The organism is Hymenobacter monticola (assembly GCF_022811645.1).
Lineage (GTDB): Bacteria > Bacteroidota > Bacteroidia > Cytophagales > Hymenobacteraceae > Hymenobacter > Hymenobacter monticola.
Map to the genome: position 1 here is coordinate 40,342 of NZ_CP094536.1, position 22,717 is coordinate 63,058.

Genomic DNA, 22,717 nt, shown 5'->3' on the forward strand with positions numbered 1-22,717 from the left:
TAGGCTTTCTACAGATTACGAAGGAAGTCTACTTCAGATAGTATTTCCAACCCAGCGCCTTTTTCGATGAGCTTAACGGCTTTCTCCTGCTTGCTGCTCATACCGTCATCACCGACGATGCGATAATCCTGCTGCCCAACTACCAGAAAGCACGTGTCCTTCGTGACACCATTGCTGTTAATCCCGCCGATGTCGGCAATAAGCTGCTGCGCACTGGCGCGCTGCATGGACGAGAGCGTGCCGGTGAACACCACGCTGCGGCCATAGAACAGGTTGTCGGGCTTATGCTTGGCTGGGTCCCCCTTAATCAGGCTTAAGTCTTTAGAAGGGTAGATGCGCCGCGTTACGCAAGGGTTGTAGCCGTCTGAATGTAGCTGCCCGATGTTGGTTAGCAGCTTTTCAGCAAAGTCGTCTTGACACGTTACGCCGGCGTGAGCAAAGGTTTTCAATGCCAGCTGCGCGCAAGCTTGTGCATCGCTGGCTGCGCGGTGATGCTGCAAGGGGATGCCGTGAAATTTACAGAGCGTATGCAGGTCATAGGCGGGTAGCCCAGTCCATACTTTTTTAGAGAAAATATAGCTGCAGACATAATGCAGCGAAGGAAAAGGCAGTTCGTACGCTTCCAACGTCCGGCGCATCACGCTGAAATCGAAGCCCGCATTGTGCGCCACCAACAGCTGCCCTTCCAGTAGCGGCTGCAATTCGGGCCACAGCTCGGCCCAGGTAGGCTGGTCAGCTACATCGGCGGGGTGGATGCCGTGGATGGAGATGTTAAATGAGTCGAAATAGGGATAAGAGGGAGGCTTTACCAACCACGACCTAGTATCGGTTACCTGACCGTCTTCCACGAAAGCTAGGCCTATTTCGCACGCGCTGTCGCGGTCAGCCGTAGCGGTTTCAAAATCAATAGCAATGAACTTCATGAGATGTGAAATAGTAAAGCCGCTACAGGTTGAGTTATTAACTCAGAATAATTACCCTAATGCTACTGAATTCTACTCATAATTTAAGGCAGCCTTCCTGAGCAGCCTTTTCATGGATGAACGCAAAGTGCTAGGTTCCAAAACTCGCAAGTCTGGGCCGAAGCTAAGCAGCAGGGTTTTCAATTCCTGATTGATAATCAAGCGTAACTCTATCTCAAGTCCTGCCGCCGTGTCATGAAGAATGACTTGGCTGGCATGCAGCGCTTTGGTTCGCACGTAAGGTGCCCGTCCCGCAGCAATATGAAGGCGAATGGTTTCAACGCCGGCAGACTGCTCTGGTATTGTCACTCCGATGATAGACTCATAGTAGGTACTGAAATCAACATCAGAAGTGCGGAATGCCGCCTGACTACCGGTCAGCTGTTTAATTCGGTCAAGGGCATAGTTCTGCAGGTGGGGCCCTTTAGCTTCGTTAAACCCAATCAGATACCAGCGTCCATTGTATGCCTTGAGTAAATAGGGGTGGACTTCCTCGGGCGTAGTCTGCGCTGCTCGGTAAGACTGGTAGTGCACCACCAGCGGAGTCTTATCCCGAATGGCTAGGTATAAGGGTTTCAAATAGGGCGTTCCAGTGTAATCAGGGGCCGCCTCAAGTTGGAGAATAGGGCTCGCCGCGGCGCTGATACTGGGCAGTTGTCGCTCCAACCGCTGAATCAATTCGTCTAAATCATCAGTTAACCCCAAGCCTCGTAACGCCTTTAGTGTATGCAGACTTTGATGGAGAAGCACAAGGTCTTCACTCGTAAGCGAGCTTTTGAAAATAGAGTATTCAGGGTCGGAATAATGATAGCCTAGTCGGCGTGTGTACTTTATAGGAGCATTGTAATGCGTGGGTAAACGCATGTTATGCAAATCTTCTTTGAGGGTACGCATACAAACGCCGCTCCCGGCCGCTGTCGTCTCGACATAATCGTCACTTACTGCCTGCAGTAGGTCTTCAATAGTCCAGACGCGGTTACGACGCCGCAGGCAAGTATCAATGATGATGTATCGGTTCTGGGCGTTCTTATTGGTCGGCATACATCATTCTAGCAACCTCAAGCCGTACAAAACGGCCATTCAGGTCGGATATCTTAAGTATTTGTTAAGCTGCTCGCTGGAGACTCAGATGCGTGATAGCATCATTATTTCCGGCAGCGTACTTCAAAAGGGGCTCATTGCTGGCTGCCCTGTGTGCAGTCAGATTGCACAATTGCTTTGAACAAAGAAAACAGGAGGGCAAACATTATTGCTATAGTGAAAATTATTCATTTGTAAATCAGTCAGTTAATATGATTTGCCAAGCATTAGATGAAAAAATATGCGTGTAATATAAACTGTGCAGATAGACTGCACAGTAGAGTATTTGCTTTGCCATGGCAACAGAGTAAATCCTTGCTCAGTCGTAGCCGGACATCGGTTGAGTAAGGAGGGTAAGTTTGTTGCTACCCATTTTTTGGCTGAAACTAGAAACAGCGGAGTAGCTGGTGAACGGTTTCAAAAACTTGAATTCAGAGGAATGCATAAAATCACAATCTATAACCTAGGCAATGCCGATACCTCGCGCATTGACCTCGCGAACGGCAAGAAGCTTCTGATTGACTACGCCGACATGCGGTGCGCTACCGACCCCAAGGATAAGCGCACGGACTTGCCAGTGCAGTTGCGGGCCGATTTAAAAACTGCCAAGCGCAATTACTACGACGTCGTAGCATTCACCCACTTAGACGAAGACCACACGTATGGGGCTTCCAGCTTTTTCGAACTGTTGCACGCGGCCAAATACCAGGGAGCAGACCGAGTGGTTATCAACGAATTGTGGGTGCCCGCAGCGGTAATCTTAGAGGATGGCTGCGAGGATGAAACCCGTATTCTGCGCCAGGAAGCCCGTTATCGACTGAAGCAGGGCAAAGGCATCCGGGTCTTTTCGGGTCCCGACCAGCTCACCGACTGGCTGGCTGGTGAAGGGTTGACGGTCGCTGACCGGCAAGACCTCATCACGGATGCCGGCAACCTGATTCCGGGATTCGGATTGGATACGGATGGGGTGGAGTTCTTCGTGCACTCCCCGTTTGCAAGCCGCACGGCGGGTGGGGGCCTGGCCGCGATGGACCGCAACAGCGACGCGCTGACCTTTCAGGCAACGTTCCAGGAAGGAAGCCAAAAAACCCGGATGCATTTCTTCTCCGACATCGACTGGGAGGTGATAAAGTCAATCGTGAAGGTAACGGAGTATTACGGCCAGAAGGACCCTGCCCGTCTGGAGCGCCTGTGGTGGGATATCTTCAAAATTGCCCACCATTGCAGCTACAAGTCGTTGAGCAGTGACAAGGGCAGCGAAGTGACAGTGCCCGACGAACATGTGAAAAAGCTGTTCGAAACGTACGGGCAGAATAGGGCTCGCCTTATTTCAACCAGCAAGCCCATTCCCGGCAACGACGATGACGTGCAACCTCCGCATCGCCAGGCCGCCGCTTACTACAAGGGCCAAGCCAAACGGCTAGGTGGAGAGTTTTTGGTGACGATGGAGCACACAAGCATCTTGTATCCCGAGCCCATCGTCATCAAGATTGACCAACTCGGGGCCAGCATCGGTAAACTAGCTGCGGCCGCCAGTGTAGCGGGCGGCAGCATCCCTCCACCCCGGGCCGGGCGGCCTAGCTAGTGGATTCTCCGATGAACGCACGCGAATCAGAATTTTATCCGTTGCTAGGGGACGCAGTAGAAGCTGTGACTCTGACAATACCGAAAGCCGTTGAATTGGTGCAAGCCCTGCAAAGTCAGGGCTTGCCCTATATGCGGCTGGTGAATTGTCTACGTTTCGAAGACCACGAGGTAGTCGTAGTTGATGTCGAGCCCGAGGTGCCCCAGCATCCGGTCCACGACGTGCGCAGTGTTGAGCGAATAGCGATTGTCTATGCTCAGGTGGATACCGACCACCAGACTATTCTGGCGTTACGCCGAGACTTCCCCTTGGTGCCACACCTCCATTTTGGCGACGAAGGAATGCCTCGCAGCCTGTGCCTGTACCAAACTGCCTACGCCGACCTGAAACCGACTTGGACGGCAGCAGCTCTTCTTCGGCAGCTGCAGCACTGGTTAACCCAAACGGCACGTGGAGAACTGCACGCCGCTGACCAAGCCCTGGAGCAGGCATTTTATGCACCCAGGGAGCGGCTCGTGTTGCCATCTGCCTTTTTTGCGCCCGATGCGTCGGCTGTTCTAGAGCCCATCATAGTGCGTTTCGCCAGCAAAGTGCTTGGTCAGATAACGTTGGTAGCGTCGCCTGTATCTGCAGTTTCAGCCACCGAAGGCCAGCAAGCCCAGTTGGCTAGTTTTGTCTATACAGCCCAGCCGCAGGTGCACGGCCTCATTCACGAACAACCACGTACGCTCGCCGCGCTCCAAGATTACTTAGCTGAAACCGACGCCGGTTTTACGCACGCGCTGCGGCAGCACCTGTTTGCACTAAAGGGGGCTCCCTCCTTTGATAGTGGGCTGAAGCTTCTGATTATCATACGGCTTCCCAAGCGGCGGACGGCGACGGGAGCGGTCGAAGCGATGGAGGTGTGGGGATTTGCTTCGTCCAGTACACTAGCTGAAATCGGTACAGACCTCGGAATTTGGGAAGTATACGAAAACAATCTAGCTCAACTGTTTCCAATCGACTCAGCTAAAACGGGTCAGGAGAGCACCCTGATTTTACTTAACCCGGTTTGTGCACTGACCCGTAAGCTGGCAGCTGCCTATAATGGCCTGCGGCCCACCGAGACCCGTTTCGTAGCTATTGGAGCGGGTAGTTTGGGGTCGCAAGTAGTGAATAACTTGGTGCGCGCCGGGCAGGGCAATTGGGTTTGGCTGGATGAGGACCAGTATTTACCTCATAATGCAGCTCGTCACTACCTGCCAGGTAATCTGGTTGGTCATGGCAAAGCACAGGCGATGGTGTCGCTGTTGAAGGGGTCGCACTAGAGTAGGAACGGAAAACAACGCTAAGGAAATTCGGCCAGCCGTTCTTCCCAGCTGGCGGGGTTGCGCAACGGGCGCATTTCGCCGGCGGCAATGTCTTCGGGCAAGCTGAAATCGTAGCGGCCCAGCATGTTGACGTGCTCGTGCAGCAAGGGCGAGAGGCGCGCCACGTCGTCCGGGTTCAGCACGCCTTCCGTCTGCTGCCACCGTTCCAGGGCGTGCTGCAGATAGCGGGTGTTCCACAGCACCAGGGCGTTGACCACGAGTCCAAGGGCGCCCAACTGGTCCTCCATGCCCTCGCGGTAGCGCTGGCGTAGCTCGCCTTTTTTGCCGTGGAAGACCGCCCGGGCCACGGCGTGCCGTCCCTCGCCCCGGTTGAGCTGGACCAGGATGCGCCGGCGGTAGGCCTCGTCCTGCACGTAGGCCAGCAGGTACAGCGTTTTTTCGACGCGGCCCAACTCCGCGACGGCCCGCCCCAGGCCCGAGAGGGAGCCCGCCCGTTGCAGGGTGCGCATGACGGCCGTGGCCTTGACTTTGCCGAGTTTCAGGGAGCCGGCCAGGCCCAGCATGTCGTCCCAGTGGTCGTGAATCAGGCGGGCGTTGACCACGTGGCGGCCCAACTCGTTGAGCGGACCGTAGTCGTCCTCTTTTTCCAGCCGCCAGAAGCGCTGGTCCGCCAAGTCGGCCAGGCGGGGGCTGAAGCGGTAGCCCAGCAGCGAAAACAGGCCAAATACCACGTCGCTGTAGCCGTGGGTATCGGCCATGATTTCGCGCGGGTCCAGGCGGGTTTGTTGTTCCAGCAACCCGGCCAGGATGAACAAAGAGTCGCGCAGCGTACCCGGAATGACGATGCCGTGGAAGCCCGTGAACTGGTCGCTGGTGAAGTTATAATACGTCACCCCACGCTGGGACCCGAAGTATTTGCGGTTCCAGCCGGCGTGCAGCGTACGCACGGGCACGACGAAGCGCATGCCATCGGCCGAGGCCACCTCCCCGCCGCCCCAGGCCTGCGCCAGGGGCAGCCCCGCTTGAGCATCCACCAGGCGGGCATTGGCGGCGGTGAGCGTTTCGGCGCGCAGGTAGTTTTGCTGCACCCACGCCAAGCGCGCCAGCGTCAGGGCCGGCACGTCAGCCCGGGCGACGGTTTTCAGCCCCAGGTTGCACGCCTGGGCTAGTAGCACGGCACAGATACTGAGCGGCAGGTCGGCGGCTGCGGGCTGCCCGTCGGCCACGTGGGTAAAGGCGGCGGCAAAGCCGGTAAACGCGTCCACCTCCCGCAACAGGGCCGCTACTTCGACCTGGGGCAGGGCAGCCGCCAGCTGCTCGCGCACGTGCGCCAGCAAATCTGACTCGTCTTGTGCCGGCAAGGCGCTGAGCGTGACGACCGGCTGGCCGTCTTGCTCGACCACCTGCAGGGCGGTGTTCTGCGCTAGGTGCTCCCCGACCTCGGCATACGCCGTGCGCAGCAGCTGCCCCAGACGGGCCAGTTCCACCGCCGGGTTCAGGGAACGGTCCAGGGCCCGGGCCACCGAGTCCCGCGCCGCCTCCCAGGCCGCACCGCGCAACAGCTCGGCCCGCGGGTCGGCGTGGCGCTCGCTGGTCGGCACAAACACGTCGCGGCGGCGCACGGCCTGCTGCAGCCGTTCCAGCACGCAAAGGGTGTAGGCCTGCGGATTCACTTCTCCTTTGGCCGGGAACACCCGCCGGGCCCACCCCTTTGGGACCACCGTGCGGGGCGCGGCCGACCACTTCGGGCGGCCCCGGCCGCCGGCTTCCTGCCCCTGCAAAAAGGCCCAGGCCTCCAGCAGGGGCCTGGCGGTGGGCGTTCCCTCGAAGGCGATGCCGGTCAGCAGCGCGGGCAAAAACCGGCGCACCGTGGCATAACTGCCGCTCAGCGCTTCCGCCAACGGGTCCTCCGGTGGACTGGCCAATGCCTGCACGGTGGCCGCCGCGGCACGCAAGGGCGCCTGGCCCAGGCGGTCGAACACCTGCTGGCGCACCTGCCCGGCTGGTACGGCCTCGTCGAGGAGCAGCTCGACGGCCTGCTGGAGCAGCAGCGCGGCCTGGTCCAGGTCCTTGAGCGAGCGCAGGCGTTCGCGCCGGCGCTTGGTTTCGCCCCGCAGGGCCAGCGACGTGAGCAGACTGTCGAAGAGGTCGAGCACGTCGTCCGTGGCCGTGCGCTCCAAGGTCTGGGCGAAGACCAGCAGCGTGGCCAGCCGGCGTTCCTCGCCCATGCGCACCAGCGTCTGCGCCCAGGCCAGCTGGGCGTGGCGGGCCAAGCGCGCCAACCGGGCTTCGGGTAAGTCGGCTACGGGCACGGCGCTCACACCCAGGGCGCGGATTTCGTCCACCCGGCGCAAGGCAGCGGCCAGCGCCGGGGCGGACACGCGGGTGGGCGGGGTGCGCAGGCGCTCCAGGTGGGTGAGCCGCTCCCCGGCCGGTACAGTCAACAGGGTTTCCAGCGCCGCTTGCTGGGGCGGGTTCAGGCGCGTGCGCAGCTGGCGGTAGAGGTGGCGGCCGGTGCGCTCGCGGACCCGCGCAATCAGGCGGGCCAGCAGCGAGACGCCGGGCAAGACGACCCGCTGCGCGACCAGGTGGGCCGTGGTCAAGTCAAACAGCACGCTGGGCCGGACGGTGCTCGTCAGCACCTGCGCGTAGAGCCAGCGGGTGAGCCGAAACGCCTGCCGCCCGTCAAACGGGGTGTACCCGAGGTGGGCCACAATCCGGGCCTGGTGGTCGTACCACGTGTTCGGCCGGGTCCGGTACGCGGCCAAGGCGTCCGCGGGCAGGTGCAGCTGCTCGGCCAGCGTCTGCACCACCACGGTCGGCACCCGCAACGGGTCGGTCAGGAAGGTGCCCAGAAAGCGCAGGGTGCAGAGCTGCACGGCACACCCGAGTTTGTTGGCGGGGCGTCGGCGCGCGGCCAGGAGGTGGCCATCGGCTGCGCTCAGGTAAAAGAACCGGGCCAGCTGTTCGGGGCTGGGCTCGTCGGCATAGCAGCCGAAGCGGGCGGCCTGCTCGTCACTGAGGAATTCTACGGGCATGGGCCGGGAGGCAGCGAGGGAATAGGCCAACCGTCGCATGGCGCCGCTATCAAACCGGAATAGCCTGCCAGAAAGCCCTGAGCCGCGCTGTTATGGTATTAGAAGTTTTGCCCGATGCCGAAATAGAACAGCCGGTCTTCCTTGGATACGCCGTAATCCGCGTAGAGCATGGTCGAGAGGTTCCAGGCAATGCGTGCCCCGGCTCCGTACGAAAACCGGACGTCGCGCAGGCCCAGGTCTTGCCACCGGTCGCGCACTGTGCCGGCATCCGCAAACGGGGCCACCCCCAGCCCGAAGTTCTGCTTGCCCAGCTTGACATCGGCCAGCCGGATGCGGAGCTCGGCGTTGGCAAACGCCAGCGAGCGGGCCAGGAAGCGGTTGGCCCGGTAGCCGCGCAGCGACTGCCGCCCCCCCAGCGCGTTGATGCTGCCGTCGGGGCTCCACTGGTCCTGAAACTCAAAGAACGGGGCTTCTTTCCCGAAAATGTTGCCCACGCCGAACCGGCCGGCCAGCACCGTGCGCGGGCCCACGGGCAGCTTGCGGTAGGCCCGGCCCTGAAAAAACAGCTTGTTGAAGCGGAACTGCGAGCCGATGACGGGGCTGGAAAACTCGTTGGCTGCTTCAAAGTACACTCCGCGGGTCGGGTCGGGCTCGAAGTCCCGCGTGTCGTGAATCAGCGCCGTCTGCAGGATGGATACCCACCCCCCGTCCAGGCCAAAGATGCGCCCCTGCTGCGCATCGCGCTGTAGCAGCGACGTGCCGTTAGGCGCCGTGGTTTCTTCGCCGTTACAGGTCGCTTCGGCCTTCGTGCCCTGGAACGTGTCGTAGGAGAGGTGTTGAATCTCGTAGCCGCCCATCACGCGCCAGCGACCTTTGCCCAGGGCATAGTCAGCTTTCAGGTTGAGCATAAACTCGGTTTCCCGGAACCGGTTGGACAGGGCATCGGTAACCTCCGCGGCTTCGCCGGCCTGCCCCGGCCGCAGGGTTTTGCGGGCCGCGTCGTACTGGGCGTAGGTGGCAAACGTCACGTCCGGGTTCGAGGGCAGGCGCAGGCGGCCGAGCGTGGCCTCGGACGAGCCGAAGTACAGGTTGGCTGGGTTTTGCTGGGCCTTGAAGTCGACGCGGTAGCGCCAGCGCGTGCCCTTGTAGTAGGGCACGTCCAGGGACAGGGTGAACTCGCGGGCGTTGGTGGTAAAGTACGCCGCGTTGGCGCGCAGGCGTGTGAGGTAAGGCGTGTAGGCAAACAGCGGATTGTCGCGGGTGCCGTTCCAGATGATGTTGGTTTTGACCCCCACGCCGAACCCCGTGACCGGGTCGGACGACAGGTCGGGTAGTCCGGTCACGAACAGGCCTTCCCGTTTTTTGGCCAGGTCGGCGTCCGACATGCGCTTGGAGCGGATAAAGGAGAGGCTGTCCACTTGCTGGGCAGAGGCCGCGGCGGCGCACAGGCCCAGGGAGGCTGTGAGCCAGGTACGCAACAGGCTTGTTTTCATGTGTTTTTTGCTGGGCAATGGGAGGGACAGGTGGTGAGGAAACGCATGCGCTGGCTTGTTGGCGTAGGGTAGTCCGACAAAGCTCCCGCACGATTCTGAAGTCATTCTGTAGTTTCCTACGCTTGCCTTACCACGCCATGACGGCGGTGGCCCCGATGGCCCCCTGCTGGTAGCTGGGCACGACCAGCGCCCGGTTGCCCAGCACCTTGCGCAGTGGTTTTGTTACCAGCGGGTACAGCCAGTACGCGGCCTGCGTTGACAGAATGCCCACGCCGGCTCCGGCCAGCACATCGGAAAACCAATGCACGTCTTTGGCCATGCGAATACCACCTGTGGCCGCTGCTACAGAGTAGCCGCCCACGCTGTACCAGACGCTGCGCCCGCCGTATTCCTTGTGCAGGAACGTAGCCGAGGCGAAGGCCAGGCTGGTGTGCTGGCTGGGAAAGGAATGGAAGTCGGAACCGTCGGGGCGCTGCACCTGCGTGAGCTTCTTCAGGTTGCTGGTCACCGCATCGTTGAGGGTGAAGGCCAGCGCCGCCAGCAGCAGCTGGTCCACGGGTTTGTGACGGCCCGGCACCCCGGCTAGGCCCAGGCCGAGCGTTACGGCCCCTGGCAGGTACCGGAGCTGGTTGTCGAGCGTCGTCGTGGGCCGGCCCATATGCTCGCGGATTTCCTCCCGCAGTTCCTCGTCCGATTCCAGCGCCTCCACCCGGTGGGTGGTCAGGGCGCCGGCCGTAAGCAGCAGCGTAGGCACCAGCAGCGCCTGCGCCACTGATCGCTGCCAGAGCGGCGGGCGGGCGGTGGAGTCACACCGGGAAGGCATTACCGAAACAGCAGGCCCCGTCTGGGCCTGGGCCGGGAACAGGGGCAGCAGCCAGCACAGCCAGGGGAGCAACACAGAGCGGGGCATAGAGAAAAGCAGCAGGTACGCCCCAAACGTAGGGGGCAATTCTGTGCACATTCTGTAATGGTCAGGACCGGGGGGACACTGGGGCGAACCGGACGCGCAGCGTATGCCGCGCCGGGTCCGGGGCGTAGTCGTATGCCACGGTAAAGCCATAGAAGGCAGCAATGCTCTGCACGATGGACAAGCCCAGGCCGGGCGAGTCCGAAGCGGCATTCTGCTTGCGAAACCGCTCGAAAAACTGTGCGGGTTTCTGCTGCGCCGCCAGGGCGGGGCCGGCATTGGTGATGACCAGCTCGGTGGCACTCAGCTGCACCCGCAACAGGCCGCCCGGCAAGTTGTGCCGGATGGCGTTGTGCAGCAGGTTACTGAGCAGCGAATCGGCCAGCGCGGGGTGCAGCATAAGCAACGGCGCGGCATTTAATTGCACGTCCAGCTGCAACTCCTTCTGCTGGATGAACTCCTCCAGTTGCGCCAGTTTCTCCCGCAGCAACTCCGCCAGCGGCACCGGCTGGGCGGCGGCAAATTGCTGGTTCTCAATTTTGCTGAGCAGCGTCAGCCCCTGGTGCAGACGGGCCAGCCGCTGCACGGCCGCGTACAGGTCGCCCACCAAGGGGCCGGCCGGCGCGGGCAAATCCGGCAGCTGGAGCAGCTGTTCCAGCTTGGCCTGCATGATGGCCAGCGGGGTGCGGGTTTCGTGAGCCGCGTTTTCCGTGAACTCTTTGAGCAACATGTAGTCGGCCGCGACCCGCTCGCTCAGGTGGGTGAGCGTGTGGTTGAGCTGGGCGAACTCCTCAATATGGGTATCAGGCAGGTGTAGCACCTGGTGCTGGCGCACGTCGTAGCCGCGCAGCTGGTGGAGGGTCTGCTCAAACGGGGCCCAGAGGCGGCGGGTCAGCCAGCGGTTGAGCCCCACCACGCCCAGCAGCAGCGTGCCCAGCACCCCCACCAGCAACAGCACAATCAGGCGCTGCACGTCATGGGTTTCCAGCAGGGCCTTGCTGAGCGATACCCACTGGGTTTGCCCGTTCAGCGGCAGCTGAAACGTGAGCTGGCGGTAGGGCTCCAACTCGTTTTCCAGGGGCTCCAGCAGCAGGGTATCGCGCAGCCCTTCCGGCTGCGGCTGCGCACTGAGCTGCATGCGGCCCTCAAACGGGGTGCCGGGCAGGTGGCCGATGCGCTGCACCTGCGCCCGCAAGTAGTCGCGCTGCTGAAACAGGCGCTCCTCCACTTCGCTTTGCAGCGTCCAGCGCACGCCGTAGTAGAGGAACACACTGCCGGCCGTGAAGAGCACGGTGGCCAGCAGCAGGTAGTAGCGGTTGGTGGCGGCCAGCAGCTTCATTCCGCGCTAAACTTGTAGCCCACCCCGTACACGGAGCGGATGTAGTCGCCGGCTCCTTTGTCCTGCAACTTGCGCCGCAGGTTCTTGAGGTGGGTGTAAAGGAAGTCGAAGGAGTCGGCCGCATCGGCCGCGTCGCCCCAGACGTGCTCGGCAATGGACTCCTTCGTCAGCACGCGGCCGGGGTTGGTGAGCAAATACAGCAGCAAGTCAAATTCCTTGCGCGTAAGCGTTACCGGCTCGCCGTTGACCAGTACCCGGGCCTGGTCGGGAAACACGGTCAACTCCTGAAACAGTAGGTGGCGCTGCCCCTGAAACTGCCGCCGCCGGATGATGGCTTTCAGCCGGGCGCTCAGCTCCGAGAGGTGAAACGGCTTGGCCAGGTAGTCGTCGGCCCCCAGCTCCAAGCCCAGCACCTTGTCGTCGAGCGCGCCCCGGGCCGAGACGATGAGCACGCCGGCCGGGGAGCGGTCGGCCTTGAGCGTGCGCACCACGTCCAGCCCGTTGCCGTCGGGCAGCGTCAAATCCAGCAGCACGCAGTCGTACTGGTAGAGCTTGATTTTCTCGTGCGCCTGTTCGTAGCTGGCCGCTGCTTCCACCACATAGCCGTCCTGGCGCAGGTACTCCACCAGGGAAGTGCGCAGGGCCGGCTCGTCTTCTACAATCAGCAGCTTCACGGGAGTGCAAGGTGAGGAACGGCGGAAAGGTAGCCGGCAATTCTGAAGACTTTCTGACGGGGGCACTGGGCTGTCTGGATAGAAAGGCCGGAACTAGGCCGCTTCCTGCGCTCTTCCGCCGGTTGCTACCCCCAGATAGGCCAGGTAACGGTAAATAGTAGCCCGGCCCACGCCCAGCAGTTGCCCGATTTCTGCTACCGTTTTGTCTTGTTGCAGGTAGAGCGTTTTTGCGGCCTGGGCTTTGGAGAGGGCTTCTTTGGATAGACCTTTAGGCCGGCCGCCCTGGCGCCCCCGTGCCCGGGCCGCCGTCAGGCCCGCCTTGGTGCGCTCCCGAATGATGTCGCGCTCAAACTCAGCCAGCGAGGCAAACAGGTTAAACATGAGCCGGCCCTGGGCGGTGGTTGTGTCCAGGTGGTCCTGCAGGCTGACAAAGTGAATTCCCTGTTGCTGAAAGCCGCTGACCAGTGTGACCAGGTCTTTGAGCGAGCGGCCCAGTCGGTCGAGTTTCCAGACCACGAGCGTATCGCCCGTCCGCAGGCGGGTCAGCAGGTGCTGCAGCGCCGGGCGCTCTTTCACGGACGATACTTTTTCCTGCGCGACCTCCGCGCAGCCGTAGGCCTGCAAGGCATCGGTTTGCAGGTGCAGCTGCTGGTCGGGGGTACTAACACGGGCGTAGCCGAAAATCATAGGCGGTATTCTCAGGAAGTCAGCAGGAGCAAAGATAGCGAGCCATTGATTCGTGAGAACAGCATATGAGACAGTTTTTGCCCGACTCGTAAGGGGGCCAAACGAGCGCGACCAGCGGAACGGAAAAACGCACGTTTTCTGAGACACCCCGACCCCGCCAAAATCGACTACCCGGCCTTAGCGTTGTTTTCCGTTCCTACTCTAGTGCGACCCCTTGAAGAATACGTATGAGCAAGTTGGCTTGCAGGCCATTGCCGTTAATGTATTGCGCCCAGCCCCTGCACACTTAATGACAGCCTATGAAGCCGCTGAGGCGGTAGTAGATATGTCGGCATCGGTGGCAGTGGCACGGCACTTGGCACTGGATGTAGAGAGTCCTGCCCGCCGCTTGTCGCTTTTTTTGAATCCGTCGGGAACGGACCTCGTGTTGCTGGCGGAGCCCCAGGACCGTGCGGTGCGGCTCGACCACTTGGAGATGGAGTACTACCGAGCATTGGTGCGGCAGCCCACCCTGGAGCACCACCTTTTCAAGCGAGGACAGCCTATCCGGTATTCGCATGGGTGCCGTGATGTTTCTGTTCAGTTACCGCAGGACCAAGTGGCGTTGCACGCCGCCATCGGAGCTCGGGCGGTGCGCACGGCGGTGGCTGAGTCAGGGAGCCGAATCAAAATTTGGCGGGCACAGCCGGATTTGACCGTAATAGCCCACGAAATCGAGGTGTTTCCTTATGTAGAAATGCGAGTGGGCAGCTGGACGGTAGCGGTATCGCAGCAGCTGCTACGGGAGATAAGCAAACAGCGGCAGGAGCGCTTGCCCAATGAAACCGGTGGAGTTTTGGTTGGGGTTTTCGATACCCAGCATCGCCGGTTATACATTGTAGACCACATTTCCTCTCCCACGGATAGTCAAGAATGGCCAACGGCCTACTACCGGGGTGTGGAAGGCGTACCGGAGGAGTTGACTCGAATCAGCGAATGCACGGGGCGCCAGGTGGTATACGTCGGCGAATGGCATTCCCATCCGGACCGGTGCAGCGTACGGCCCAGTGAGGATGACAAAGAGTTGTTCGCTTACCTGCAGCACGAACGCCTGACAGACGGGTTACCAGCGGTAATGGCCATTGCTGGGGAGCATGGTACTACGGGATGGTACGTAGCCGATATTGCAGCTGGTGCAGAGCATCGCCTACCAATTTAGGCCGTGATGTGCAGCTCAACCCACAGTCGCTCGGCGCTGGTATCTTCCCGCACCTGGTCCAGGAAAGGCTGCCATTGGCTGGCGGATACCCCTTCAGGGCGGGCAGGTATTCCCGTATCTGCCCGTAACAGGCGGCCTTTCGTTTTGGATTGTAGCCGTTCGTAGAGTGGACCGAATGGCATGGCCCACCGCTTACGGCGAGCCTGTTCCTCGTCGACCGGCACCAGGGCCACTAAGTCCTCTCGCTCCATAAGCTCAAGGCCCTGCACCGATAACGTCGCGTTGTGGCTACCGTGGTGCCCTACTTTATAGACAGCTACCCGGCGAAGTAAATCAAGCCCACTAACTGATTTACCGCCGTCCTGCCACCGCACATCTGCCCACGATAGCCAGTTTCCGGCTTGCGCATCGCCAGGAAACAGCAACACTTTGCCACCCGGCAACTCGAAGGCTAATACCAAGCTGGTATTGTTCGTGTCGCTATCTAGGTCAAGTGCCAAGTGCTCGGCTGCCCCAAGCCAGTCTTGGTCGATGCGCCGCCAAGCGGGACCACCTTCACTTACGCCCTTAAAGCCGTAGTGGTCACGGAAAAAATGGGCGTGCTCTATCTGCTTATGCGAGTCGGCCAAACTGCCAAGGGGCAGCACAAACTGTTGGTTGAAGGGCGCGTCTGTCGCCATATTGTCTGACAACGCTGCCGCATAAAAGCCGCCGGAGCGTAAGCTGGCCTCCTGGTCCGCAAAGGCTTGTGGTCTGGCTTGCTCGTACACCTGTCCTTTTCGCGGATTAGACCGCTTGAGCAGTAGTTCATCTTGTGGTGGACCTAGTACGTAGGTCTGCACAGCAGGGGAATTAGGCAAAGCACGGGGCGGTTGCCCAGGCCAGCAATAGCGCACGGGTCCAAGAGTCTGCACAAACTGCATCTGCTCGGCCGTACTGGCCATTGCAGCCGCTCCCATTTCGCCGTGAAATGCCAGTACCTCTTGTAGTTCAACGGCCCGTGGGTCGTTGGCTGCCTGCATGCGTTGGGTGGCCGCTACCAGAGCGGTCAGAGCCTGTTGCCGGTTTTCACGCAGCTGACGCGCCAGTGGGTTTTGCATGTCTTCGGTCCAAGCGACCCACACTTCGCCGATGTGCAGGCGCTCAAACACTTCCTTGGCAAAGCTGAAGCCCGCAAGGTGGTCCCAATGCTCATGGGTGGCCACCAGAATATCTAAACGCCCCCCGGTGGAAGCCTCGATGTCGGCGGCAATGAGTTGCATGCGCTGTTGCGCACCAGCAGTTCCGAAGAAGACGCCACAATCAATTAACACATAGCAGGGAGACTCACCTGGCCCAGCAAAAGCCAGTAAAAAGCAGTCACCTAGCCCGCCTGAGCGATACATTCGAATAGTAGCTCCCGTTGGTGGGGGCAGTAGTAGTGCAGCCATGGTGTGGTAGAGTTATGATTGAGCGCCTTGGCGGTGCAACATCGCAAAAGGCTCTGGCAGGCCATCCTCTTTTAGCTCGCCGCGACTACCGAAATAGGTGCCGCGCACCGCTGGAATCCACTGTTGTTGTAGGTGCCGTCGCTGTTGTTCGAGCCGTTGCTCGCTCAGCACATCCTTGCGAATAGCATAGCGCACCGCTCCCGAGTCCAAATCAACGAGTAGGGTGCAGCCCCCGCGAAAAATAAAGTCTGCGGTTGGCGGCTCCATGAGGCCCTGGTCTACTTTGGCTTGAGTGGCAGCATCGAAGTAGCCGCGCCGGCGCTGCGTTGCTACGATGACTAAGTCGGTGCGTACCTCCCCGCTCGGACCGATGCGCCTTGCCGGGCGCACCGCATGAATTTCTATGGTCGGGTAGCCCTTAAAAGTAGAACTTGGGAAAAAGGATGCCGGCACCTCGGGGCCGATGGTGAGACCTAGGGCACGCACAGCGGCCAAATGAGGCGGGTCAAATAATCCATTCTGTAGCTTTTCCTGATTCCTTTGGGCCTGGTCAAAAACTGCCCGCCGGTTAGACGACAGCCCCCAGTCCGGGCATAGGCCTCGCAGGACAGCTGCGTCACCCAGCGCATTGGCTAAAGCAGTTGCTTCTTCATCTGTAGGAGCCTCCCAAAGCAGGCTTTCTTCGGATAGGTTACGAACCCCTTCCGGGTAAATACCCCAACGTCGAAAGGAGTCGATAAGGGCTACGCGGTAATAAAGCGTATCATCAGCGACCACATCCCGGTCGGCCGTGATAAGTGCCCGTAGGTAGTCACCAAAGGTCAGGTCCACGGGAGGGCAGTAATCGAGTGCCCGTATGCACATCCGCAGCATGTGCCGGGCCGCGCTAGCGGCCTCCTGTGCCAGTCGATTAATAAGGTCGGGGTGCAGGGCCCCAGCTGGCAGAATACCCGTGCCGGCCGTAGCAATACGGAGCAAATCTGCTGTACGAGTCTGATAGATTTGCAGGAAGGCGCCGAAAATCGCCGCTACCAAGATGCTGCCTCTGGCGTGTGGCTCGGTGGCTTGACTTAAGGCCAGCGGGTCGGGTACCACAGGATGCCAGGCGTTTGTAACCGGGTCGTGCCTGCCGAGAGTGTCACGTAGAGCCCCATGCGAGCCAATAGCCTGCCCAAATTCTTGGGCCAGCTCGCCAAGTAGATTTTGGCTGGCGAGGTCCCCTCGCGTACGGGCTAGTTGATGACGCAGTACATCCGGATAAGAAAAGTGCTGCAGCAGTGCCACTAGGTCGGCAAAGGCTTCGTGAAAGGCCAGCACGTCCGGATTGCTCGGCTCGGCGAAGCGGCGATGCATGCCATCGAGTAGCGCGTGCGTGACTTCATGCGCAATAACATCGTGCGACAAGCAGGTAAACACCAAACCCCCAGGCAATGCCAAGGCCGCTTGCCGGGGGGTAGCATTGAAATAGCCGAATAACAGCGCTTTCTTGTCCGGGCTATAGTAGGCGTTGGCCTCGCGCAGTGCATGCGGATAAATGCGGAGCCGCTGCACATACTGCCATCGGTCAGGCCCGGCGTGGCCTTGCCGGGGGACAGACCAGAGCACCCGCCGACCAAGAGCCTCTTCAAACCGCTGAATGGTAATCATGGCCACGGCATACAGCATCTGCTGATGGAAGCGCGGGTCACCTTCTGACGGAGCCAAGCCATCTTGTGCGAGTAGATAGGGGTCGTTTAAGTCTACTGGTGGATAAGCTGCCCCCGACGCCGGGTCCACATCCACAATCTCCAAGTATTCGCCTACTGGCCCCGGCTCTAGGTTTTCCCAGGCCACCGAAAGCGTGAGCTGGTTGATGGCAACGGTATCAAGCCTGGTCGTAAGACTCGGGTCAAACGCAAATACCCGCAGGCGGCGCTTAGGTGGTACAGGGTACGAAGCCATGGGTAGAAACTGTGCTAGGTCAACTTAATTAAGGCTTAGCGGAAAGAGGCGCGTTTGGTGCTTGGCGTCGCAACCGCACCCACGGTGGTCAGCACGTAAGTTCTTGGGCATATGTCCACATTGCTGGCAAGCCAAGGCCTCGGCTAGGTCGTAGGCGGCTTGGCCGAACTCACGCACGTCGTTATCCGACCAGTCGTTGCCCAATGAGTTAAAGTGAGCACCTACCTCATTGCGGATAAGCTTTATTGCATCGAGCTTTTCGTGGTGCCGTTTCAGCGCAATCTTTATCCAGTTTTCTTCCAGATGGGGTGCTATGGGATTCCCCTGAGCATCGCGCCGCACCCGCTGCACTTTGGCTTCTTGAAATAGCTTTTTGGTGGTGCGGAGTAAGTCTCCTAGCGTGTGCCCACGACCAGGCCTGTATTTCAAGCTGCACTCATAGTAGGCTGCCAAATTATCCAACACATTTTCCAACAGGACGCCGGCTTTAGACGCTACCGCTTGCCGGTCAAATATGTCTGCTTCCAATGCCAATGCCAATTCGGCTATCAAGATTTGGTCTTCATGAGGCCGCAAACCACGGGCTAAAGTCCAGCGTTCGAGCTTGAGGAGGTGCACACCGGCGCCACTTATTTTATAGTAATCGTGCCAGAGTCGGTTGTGCGTGGCCACAATGACTTGTTGGAAATTTGATGCTTGTGCGGCCAACAAGTCGGATATGCGGCGGAAATGCTGCGCATCAACAGAGGTAAATACGTCGTCGAGCACGAGCACGATCTGCTTCGGGTTGTCGCGCTTGGCTAGCGCTAACCAGAGGCAAAAACCAAACGTGTCGAGGTGAGATTCGCTAAAATAAGCTTGTGGCACGACGCCGCTTTTATCTTCAAAAGTGGCCTGCTGTTCGAGCGAAGCCCTTTTGACATCATCCATTTCGAGGCGGTGAAGACCGATTTTTTCACCGGGGTGTATGGCTTGATATAGGGTGTTTACTTCACCGATGATATCATCCAGAATGGTTTGTACAAATTCACGCCGCTTATTAACGACCAAAGTGCATGCACCGCGCAGCCTTTCTAAGCTGGTGTTTAGCCTAGCCACTTCAGCCGTGCTCTCGTTCAGCAAACGGGCCTGCGTTTTGATGTTATTATAAACGGTAAGTCGAGTTTGCAGACTCTCGTGTTCGCTTCCTACCGCTTCGCTTATTGCCATTAAACGCTCACTGAGGGCGACAATAGAAGCGCTTGTGGTATCGCTAGGCTCTGCAACGGCCAATTCGGCTTCATGTGCTTTCCAATCTAGACTCAGTGTCCCTACCGCTGCTGGTTCGTAACTCGCAAAGTGCGTAGTTAGAACCTTCGCTACCCGGACCGTTTCCCGGTTGCAACGGACATTCTCATCGGCCGCCGTTTTTAGACGAATTTGCGCATCACTTAACTTTTGTAGCAGCGAGCGGGAGGTCTGCAGCTGCTCAAGTTGTGACTGAATGCGCAGGCGAAGTTCATCTGCCTGCACTCCATTATCACATAATGGACAGGTGCTTGGGTCAGCAGGCAATGCTAAGTAGCGCTCAGCTGAGCTTAGTAGGCTAATCAGGTCAGAGCTGCGTTCATTGGCACCTTGGTTCAGGTCCTGTAAAGCAGTCTCAGCTGCATCCAACGTGCTTTTCTCTTTGATGTAATTCGTTTGGGCATTTTGCCACTGGGTAACAATAGCTGCTACCTGTTGCATGGCGGCATGCCCCTTTGCCAACTTGTCCAGTTGGTCTTGTAGGTCTCCAGTACTTTCCGCCGCTCGATACGTGGCCCAGGCTAGTGGGTCACTATCTGGCTCTCCCGACTGTTTTTCCTGTTCCCAAAGGGCGCGCAGGGTCTTCTCAGCTTGCGCTCTGGCAGATTCAGCGTTATTAAAAAGCTTTTCTACAGTATTGCAGTCAGTCCGCAACGCCGCCTCTGCATTGTCCACGCCAGTCACGGCAATAAACTCTTGAATGGCCTCGTAGCGTTTTGCCGGTGTGGCCTCGATGAGTTGTAGCAAGTCACGCCGCCGCAAAACCCGAATCTCGGGCATAATAGTGTCGGGGCTTCCTGCGGTGAGGACCACTGTTTTACCGCTCAATTTAGCCTTGCACGTGTGGCCAGCTTTCGTTGTCAGCTCAACCTCTACTGACTGAGCATCTTTGGTAAGCGAGGCAACGTGCTTTTGGGGGGCTTGGATACCAGGACGAAGCAGTGAACCAAAAGAGGCGTTACCGACCACATCAAGTGCATCTACGATGGTTGATTTGCCCGTGCCGTTCTCACCGAAGATGACCACGACATTGGTTTTCAACCCGCCCTTTTCAGGTGTGAATTTTACCGTAACCGGCTGCGTCGCCCCACGAAAGTTCGTGAGCTTAAGATGCGTAATGCGTTGTGGCATGGTCGGTATTGGTAGAGGGTGAAGGTGCAGATTGACTCTTTTCGAGCAACCGGTGCCAGTCACCGGCTTTGGCATTCCCAGTCGTAAGTAGCACAGTAGCTGCCTCCTCGTCTGAAGCACTGATAAACTCGTCAGCACGCAATGCCGACACTATTTGTGCGGCTAATTCTTCGTTGGCGGTAGGCGGCGGGCCCGTTGCGGCGGATAATGACTGGGGCATTTGCGATTTAGAGGAGAATATAAGTGAATTAAGGTAGGTTACGGCGCACTTTGCCCGAGTTCCTGCAGGTTAAAGTTAAAGCCCTAAATGCTGAGCAGCATTAAAGTCCTCCACATCGTTGAGGCGAGCGTAGCGCTCAATCATCGCATCGGTCTTTTGCTTGGTCTGGTTCTTAATGGCCTTGTTGGATTGGCCCTTCTGGACAGCCACCGTCACGAAGGAAGCCCGTAAGGAGTGAGCAGTAAAGTGCGCCCCAAAATGCTTTTGGACCAGCTCATTCATGCCCTTTGCTGTCAGCCGATGCTTGCTCAGGCGCGAGGGCTCGCCGGCCGCTCCCCGGGCCAAGCGCACGAACAAGGGGCCAGTATTTCGTCCCAGTAACTCTTTCCATTCCAGCACCGCCCGCACCGGGCAGAACAACTCGTCCGGGGCGTAGAACACCGCTTTGTTTTCCAGCTCCCCGTACTGGTTGGTTTTGCTGCTGCCCATGTCGATGAGCAGGGACTTCGAGGTGAGCCGCACGTGGTCGACGTCCAAGGCTTCGAGTTCCGAGCGGCGGAAAGCACCGGCGAATCCCAGCAACAACAGGGCCCGGTCGCGTAGTCCAGCGGGCGTGGCGCGGTCCAATCCGCGAATCACCTGCTTGAGATGGTCGACCGTGAAGGCCGGCGCCTGCTTTTGGCGTTTGCCCTTGAGACGGGCGATGCCATCGAGCACCGCGGCCAGTTCGGGTGCCGCGACGGCCGAGTCGTAGCCGCGCAGCTGGTGGTTTTTCTGAATGGCGGCCAAGTGACGCTTGAGGGTTGCAAACTTGCGCGGAGGCCGGGGTGCCGTGGTGGGCCGGGCATTAGCGCGGGGCTCGGGAGGCGTGTCGGCCAGGAAGGTCACGTACTCGATGAGCGTCGCCACGTCGGCTGGCAGCGGGCAGCGGTTGTGCTCGGCGCAGAACCGGTCGAACACGCCTAGGTCCGACAGGTAGGCCCGGCGTGTGTTATCTGCGCCCTGCAGGCCGGCGTCCAGGTAAGCGGACGCGGCCGACGAAACCGTGGAGGACAGGCTGGCTCCGAATGGTTGAGGAACTGGCGCGGGGAGGTGGAACATATATATAAGGAGTAGCCACAGCGGAAAGCCCGCGAAAGAAGAAAAATGACTGCTGCTCCAAAAGTAGGTAATTACCGTCGATAAGTCTTAATTATCGACGGTAATTAATGCAAGTTGAAGAGGACTGTGGTAACAGAGAACATAATGGATTCAAATACCAAAATTGGCATAAGCGCACAAGACCAATTCAACTTACATTTGAAGGCTGTATTAACGCCTACATTCAAACTTGGATTCGCTGGCTTCAGCTTAGAACTTATCGCAGAGCTACAATCAAACAGTCTTTTATATGCAGCAGGTGGGCAAAACGCAGCAAGTTTCAGTGTCCGAGCCAACATGGATTACAACTCATTGGAATGATACCATTTCTTTCTTCACGGAGAACGCTACAGACATAAAAGTCAACGTATTAGGTGCCGCGCTTGGTGCGTTCTTAGGCTTGGTTGCCGCGTATTATGTCTACAAACTGCAGGTATGGGCCTCTAACCGAAGTGAAAAGGAAGCTGCACGCCGAAAGCATCAAGAACACCTCAGCTATTTTGCTGGCGTTCTGCAAGACGTTTTAACGTATGCTACCGCCCAAGCGGACGCATTGGACAAGTTCGTGTCTGAGATAGCTGCGGCGCCCACAACTATTCAACGACTTGGGCTAGTCGTTAGCGGTTCTGTAGGCCGTCTGAACAGGGCAGACAGTGAAGCTACCTTCCATGCTTACAATGCCCTATTTGCCGATAACGCTGAGCATGAAAAGAATTATAAACGCATGCTTTCGCTTACTGATTCTTTGACCGCTCGCGTTGGCGCAGTGCGAGACTCGTTCGAACGCTATAGAGATAGTGCGTACCAGCGCCATTTGCGCTTCAAAGAACAAGTGCAAAAGTCATCCAACGATGTGGCTGCTTTATTGGATGAATATGATGCTTCCCGAACGGAGCGTATCATCAAGCGCGCTGACCCTACAGCCCAAATCATTGCAGAAGCGGAGCTAGGCAAGCTAAATGACTTATTGCTGGATTACGGAAAGCTAAATGCTCGGGTGGTTCCACTTGAATTGTATATGGAACAATATGTACGTCCCTTGAAAGAGTGGCTCAGTGAAAATAATCGCTTTCTCACTCCCAAAGGCAAAAACCTTCGCGAATTGCTCAAGGATGCTTCCGTCGTCTTCACCGACTTGAAGAAAGATGCGTTAGATTTTCAAGCAGCTTTTGCTTCTGGTGATATTCGCAAGACCATCAAAGCTTTAAGTGAGTCGCGCGATGCCTTAAGTTCATCTGTTCCTGAACAGCCAAGCTTGCATAAGGAATAGCTGGTGTCATGCTTCTAAAGGTTAT

At 58.6% G+C, this 22,717-nt stretch carries 16 protein-coding genes; 4 read left to right on the plus strand and 12 right to left on the minus strand.

What is annotated here, in order from left to right:
• Positions 1–8 precede the first annotated feature (8 nt).
• Both MTP16_RS24315 and MTP16_RS24320 read right to left on the minus strand, forming a co-directional pair.
• On the minus strand, positions 9–923 hold the full coding sequence (locus tag MTP16_RS24315; protein ID WP_243520661.1) for an exonuclease domain-containing protein: 915 nt from the start codon (positions 921–923) through the stop codon (positions 9–11).
• 72 nt (positions 924–995) lie between these two features.
• On the minus strand, positions 996–2,003 hold the full coding sequence (locus MTP16_RS24320) for a helix-turn-helix transcriptional regulator (protein ID WP_243520663.1): 1,008 nt from the start codon (positions 2,001–2,003) through the stop codon (positions 996–998).
• Between the two features lie 478 nt (positions 2,004–2,481).
• Between MTP16_RS24320 and MTP16_RS24325 the strand changes: the two genes are divergently transcribed.
• Positions 2,482–3,627: a hypothetical protein gene (locus MTP16_RS24325; RefSeq protein ID WP_243520665.1), complete on the plus strand. Its 1,146-nt coding sequence runs from the start codon at positions 2,482–2,484 to the stop codon at positions 3,625–3,627.
• An 11-nt stretch (positions 3,628–3,638) separates the two neighbouring features.
• On the plus strand, positions 3,639–4,934 hold the full coding sequence (locus tag MTP16_RS24330) for a ThiF family adenylyltransferase (RefSeq protein ID WP_243520667.1): 1,296 nt from the start codon (positions 3,639–3,641) through the stop codon (positions 4,932–4,934).
• A 20-nt stretch (positions 4,935–4,954) separates the two neighbouring features.
• Here MTP16_RS24330 and MTP16_RS24335 read toward each other — a convergent pair whose 3' ends face one another.
• The 6 genes from MTP16_RS24335 to MTP16_RS24360 form a co-directional block, all read right to left on the minus strand.
• Positions 4,955–7,975, minus strand: a complete 3,021-nt coding sequence (locus tag MTP16_RS24335) for a Tn3 family transposase (RefSeq protein ID WP_243520669.1) — start codon at positions 7,973–7,975, stop codon at positions 4,955–4,957.
• Positions 7,976–8,073: 98 nt separating this feature from the next.
• Positions 8,074–9,468 carry an Omp85 family outer membrane protein gene (omp85, locus tag MTP16_RS24340; protein WP_243520670.1) on the minus strand — a complete coding sequence of 465 codons (1,395 nt, stop codon included), beginning with the start codon at positions 9,466–9,468 and terminating at the stop codon, positions 8,074–8,076.
• A gap of 127 nt (positions 9,469–9,595) precedes the next feature.
• Positions 9,596–10,240 (minus strand): phosphatase PAP2 family protein, encoded by a 645-nt coding sequence (locus tag MTP16_RS24345; RefSeq protein ID WP_243520672.1) that lies wholly within the window; start codon positions 10,238–10,240, stop codon positions 9,596–9,598.
• A gap of 199 nt (positions 10,241–10,439) precedes the next feature.
• The gene (locus tag MTP16_RS24350) at positions 10,440–11,714 is read right to left on the minus strand and encodes a sensor histidine kinase (protein ID WP_243520674.1); all 1,275 of its coding nucleotides are present in this window, start codon (positions 11,712–11,714) and stop codon (positions 10,440–10,442) included.
• Positions 11,711–12,388: a response regulator transcription factor gene (locus MTP16_RS24355; RefSeq protein WP_243520677.1), complete on the minus strand. Its 678-nt coding sequence runs from the start codon at positions 12,386–12,388 to the stop codon at positions 11,711–11,713. The genes MTP16_RS24350 and MTP16_RS24355 overlap by 4 nt, the downstream gene beginning before the upstream one ends.
• A 93-nt stretch (positions 12,389–12,481) precedes the next feature.
• Positions 12,482–13,075 carry a recombinase family protein gene (locus MTP16_RS24360; protein ID WP_243520679.1) on the minus strand — a complete coding sequence of 198 codons (594 nt, stop codon included), beginning with the start codon at positions 13,073–13,075 and terminating at the stop codon, positions 12,482–12,484.
• Positions 13,076–13,289: 214 nt separating this feature from the next.
• Between MTP16_RS24360 and MTP16_RS24365 the strand changes: the two genes are divergently transcribed.
• Complete coding sequence (locus MTP16_RS24365) at positions 13,290–14,273, plus strand: Mov34/MPN/PAD-1 family protein (RefSeq protein WP_243520681.1); 984 nt, start codon at positions 13,290–13,292, stop codon at positions 14,271–14,273.
• On the opposite strand, the gene MTP16_RS24370 is transcribed toward MTP16_RS24365, so the two are convergent.
• From MTP16_RS24370 to MTP16_RS24385, 4 genes are all read right to left on the minus strand, one after another.
• Positions 14,270–15,703 (minus strand): ComEC/Rec2 family competence protein, encoded by a 1,434-nt coding sequence (locus MTP16_RS24370; RefSeq protein WP_243520683.1) that lies wholly within the window; start codon positions 15,701–15,703, stop codon positions 14,270–14,272. The two genes, MTP16_RS24365 and MTP16_RS24370, sit on opposite strands and share 4 nt — an antisense overlap.
• Before the next feature lie 12 nt (positions 15,704–15,715).
• Positions 15,716–17,644 carry a gluzincin family metallopeptidase gene (locus tag MTP16_RS24375; RefSeq protein WP_243520684.1) on the minus strand — a complete coding sequence of 643 codons (1,929 nt, stop codon included), beginning with the start codon at positions 17,642–17,644 and terminating at the stop codon, positions 15,716–15,718.
• Positions 17,645–17,668: 24 nt separating this feature from the next.
• Positions 17,669–20,062, minus strand: a complete 2,394-nt coding sequence (locus tag MTP16_RS24380) for an AAA family ATPase (RefSeq protein WP_243520686.1) — start codon at positions 20,060–20,062, stop codon at positions 17,669–17,671.
• A 295-nt stretch (positions 20,063–20,357) separates the two neighbouring features.
• Positions 20,358–21,383, minus strand: a complete 1,026-nt coding sequence (locus MTP16_RS24385) for a site-specific integrase (RefSeq protein ID WP_243520465.1) — start codon at positions 21,381–21,383, stop codon at positions 20,358–20,360.
• Between the two features lie 289 nt (positions 21,384–21,672).
• Between MTP16_RS24385 and MTP16_RS24390 the strand changes: the two genes are divergently transcribed.
• Positions 21,673–22,692: a hypothetical protein gene (locus MTP16_RS24390; protein WP_243520467.1), complete on the plus strand. Its 1,020-nt coding sequence runs from the start codon at positions 21,673–21,675 to the stop codon at positions 22,690–22,692.
• Positions 22,693–22,717 lie beyond the last annotated feature (25 nt).

Coding starts and splice junctions, on each gene's coding strand:
- MTP16_RS24315 (WP_243520661.1), bottom strand. CDS start 923: ATGAAGTTCATTGCTATTGATTTTGAAACCGCTACGGCTGACCGCGAC.
- MTP16_RS24320 (WP_243520663.1), bottom strand. CDS start 2,003: ATGCCGACCAATAAGAACGCCCAGAACCGATACATCATCATTGATACT.
- MTP16_RS24325 (WP_243520665.1), top strand. CDS start 2,482: ATGCATAAAATCACAATCTATAACCTAGGCAATGCCGATACCTCGCGC.
- MTP16_RS24330 (WP_243520667.1), top strand. CDS start 3,639: ATGAACGCACGCGAATCAGAATTTTATCCGTTGCTAGGGGACGCAGTA.
- MTP16_RS24335 (WP_243520669.1), bottom strand. CDS start 7,975: ATGCCCGTAGAATTCCTCAGTGACGAGCAGGCCGCCCGCTTCGGCTGC.
- omp85 (WP_243520670.1), bottom strand. CDS start 9,468: ATGAAAACAAGCCTGTTGCGTACCTGGCTCACAGCCTCCCTGGGCCTG.
- MTP16_RS24350 (WP_243520674.1), bottom strand. CDS start 11,714: ATGAAGCTGCTGGCCGCCACCAACCGCTACTACCTGCTGCTGGCCACC.
- MTP16_RS24360 (WP_243520679.1), bottom strand. CDS start 13,075: ATGATTTTCGGCTACGCCCGTGTTAGTACCCCCGACCAGCAGCTGCAC.
- MTP16_RS24370 (WP_243520683.1), bottom strand. CDS start 15,703: ATGGCTGCACTACTACTGCCCCCACCAACGGGAGCTACTATTCGAATG.
- MTP16_RS24375 (WP_243520684.1), bottom strand. CDS start 17,644: ATGGCTTCGTACCCTGTACCACCTAAGCGCCGCCTGCGGGTATTTGCG.
- MTP16_RS24380 (WP_243520686.1), bottom strand. CDS start 20,062: ATGCCACAACGCATTACGCATCTTAAGCTCACGAACTTTCGTGGGGCG.
- MTP16_RS24385 (WP_243520465.1), bottom strand. CDS start 21,383: ATGTTCCACCTCCCCGCGCCAGTTCCTCAACCATTCGGAGCCAGCCTG.
- MTP16_RS24390 (WP_243520467.1), top strand. CDS start 21,673: ATGCAGCAGGTGGGCAAAACGCAGCAAGTTTCAGTGTCCGAGCCAACA.